Origin of the sequence: uncultured Mucilaginibacter sp., from assembly GCF_903913935.1 — a bacterium.
Lineage (GTDB): Bacteria > Bacteroidota > Bacteroidia > Sphingobacteriales > Sphingobacteriaceae > Mucilaginibacter.
Genome location: NZ_CAIWNH010000239.1, coordinates 1 through 2,798, shown reverse-complemented (window position 1 = coordinate 2,798; position 2,798 = coordinate 1). Strand labels below are relative to the sequence as shown.

2 protein-coding genes are annotated in these 2,798 nt (G+C 35.6%); one reads left to right on the top strand and one right to left on the bottom strand.

What is annotated here, in order from left to right; translation table 11 throughout:
• The coding region (locus QZY09_RS09190; RefSeq protein ID WP_295671437.1) for a PglZ domain-containing protein at window positions 1-534 on the bottom strand (534 nt) is incomplete at its 3' end.
• Between QZY09_RS09190 and QZY09_RS09185 the strand changes: the two genes are divergently transcribed.
• Window positions 491-2,798 (top strand): amino acid adenylation domain-containing protein (locus tag QZY09_RS09185; protein ID WP_367119201.1); only part of this gene is annotated, 2,308 nt, incomplete at its 3' end. The genes QZY09_RS09190 and QZY09_RS09185 overlap by 44 nt on opposite strands.

Sequence of the window (2,798 nt, the reverse complement as noted above, 5' to 3'; positions counted from 1 at the left end):
TGACGATCCACTTATTATATCAATGTCAACCTGTTCAATATCATTTTTACGGGCTTTGTTTATTTCCAATACCGGTATAACTATTTCCAGTAAACTTGATCCACCATGGACAAAACGACTCCCTGCTCCTTGTATTCGTATGCGATTAATAGACTTTGGGATTAAGGTCTCGGTATCATCGCCAAAACCAATTGCCGCTCCACGCCATTTCTGAACAGATGGGCTCTCCAATAAATCTTTTCCAAGTACAAATCTACGACTGCTCTTATATATAGTCCCTGATGGTGTAAAATCAATAAAGTCTGTTTCGTCCAATTTGTTATGCTGATATAAATACACATGATCGGTTGTTACGATCATATTGTACCCATTCATATTATTAATGTGCTTTATAATTCTAAGGAGATATTCAAATTCTGTTTCGGTCGCTTCAAACACTTTACCCTCCGAAGTTTTGTCATCCCCTGTTTTGTCAATATGATTGCTGTAAATATATAACAATGAATTAAACAAAAAAGCCAACCAGATTGCCAATTATATTATCAATACAAAAAATAAAAAGGATGTTGTAATTGCAATGTTACTCGATAGGTCTGATGAATTAGTTGTTTCAATTATTGGCATTAATAAATCGGGGGCAGCGTATTTACCTATTGATCCTTCAACACCTCAGGACCGATTAAATTATATCCTTGATGATGCTAAAATTAAGTATGTTATTACAGAATACAAATACAAATTACGATTCAATCATCCGGTAATTCAATTGCTGTTGATTGATGAGCAAAAGAAATATATCCAAAGCTGTAGTGACGAAACCCCAGATATTCATATAAACCCCAATGATTTAGTTTATATAATGTATACATCAGGAAGCACCGGCGTCCCCAAAGGAGTGTGCATCGAGCACCGGCAGCTATTTAATTACTCTGAAGCAATATGGAAACGCATTCAATTAGATCATAACAATAAATTTGCTACTGTTTCATCCATAGCTACCGACCTCGGAAACACACAAATTTTTCCCGCCTTGACACATGGCGCATCTGTGGACATCATTTCTGATAATCATATAACAAGTGCACAATTACTTTCGGATTATATTTCAAATAATAAAATTGATTGCCTTAAAATAGTCCCTTCTCTTTTATCAAGTTTATTAAAAGTAAAAAGCTCTACTAAACTATTACCGGCTAAACTCTTAATACTTGGAGGAGAAAAGGTATCGCCGGGTTTGATTGAAAATATAAGGGGCATTAACAAAGAACTCCGAATTATGAATCATTATGGCCCTACGGAAACTACAGTTGGTGTGTTGACTCATGAAATAAACGAAATAAATTCAAATTCCATAATCCCGCTGGGTAAACCATTAGACAACAATATCGTATTTATCGCAGATAAAAATAATACAGAATTGCCTGATGGATTAACAGGGGAAATTATTGTTTGTGGTAATAATGTTGGCAGGGGTTATCACAATAACGACCTATTAACAAAAACTGTTTTTGGTGAGGCGTTAGGTTTGCCATGTAACCGATTTTATAATACAGGCGATTTGGGCCGCAAGCTGGAAGATGGCAGTGTTGAATATTTGGGAAGAATGGATAGACAGATTAAAATCAGGGGGTATAGAGTTGAACTGGAAGGAGTAGAAAGAACGATTTTAAAAGACAAAAATATAACAGATGTGCTGGTCGTTTCGAAATCGGAAAATTCACTCGCCGCATTTATTATCGGTTCGGCCGGCGAAGAAATAAACATTTCGCAAGTGAAACGGGATTTGAAGTTGTTACTGCCAGATTACATGGTGCCCGGTAATATTGTCCAACTGGATAGTTTTCCACGTTTAGGAAACGGTAAAATTGATATCAGGAAATTAAAAGAAATTGAGATTAGTGACCATCATGAAGAATCTGAAGCTTCAGTATCGCCAAGGGATGAAATTGAAATTATCATTTCTCATGTATGGAAAGATGTATTAAAAATTGATAAGATCAGTATTTACGATAATTTTTTTGAGGTTGGCGGTAATTCAATCATAGCCATTGAACTTATAGGAAAAATAAACAGTCGGTTTTTAACCCATCTCCAAATAGGAGTAATGTTTGAACATAATACAATCAATTTATTAGCCAGACTGATACGGATTGACAGCCATTCATCAAATAATAATCCGATTGTTTTGTTAAAGCGGGGGACATCAAATACAGCTGTTTTTTTAGTGCACCCTGCGGGAGGAAATATTTTGTGTTATTATGAATTGGCTCAGCAAATAAATATCGATTCCCCGGTTTATGGTTTACAGTCAGCTTTAACATATAGCGATGACTCATCGGTCAACACGATGGCTAAGCGTTATCTTGATACTATCCTAAGACAAACTCCCGGTAAAAATTATGTTTTTGCTGGTTGGTCAATGGGGGCTTTAATAGCGTATGAAATGGCAGTGCAATTGAAAGATCTTGAAAACAGGGAGTCGCAAGTTATTATATTAGATCAAAAAGCGCCCAGGTTAGGAATGGATAACCCCGGCAGTGAAATAACATCATTAGACAGGCTTGGAATTTTTGCAGAAAAGGTTGAGCAGCTAACTGGTAAAAAAAACAATATTACTAAAACAATATTAGAAAACTTATCTGTAAAGGAGCAATCGGAATTATTTCTCCAGGAATTTAAGAAAAATAATATGGTACCGGAAGATATAAAATTGGAGGATTTTCACGGTTTCCTGGAAAAGATGATTTCGCATAATGAATTCACAATGAACTACAATGCCCTAAAATATTGTGGTAATG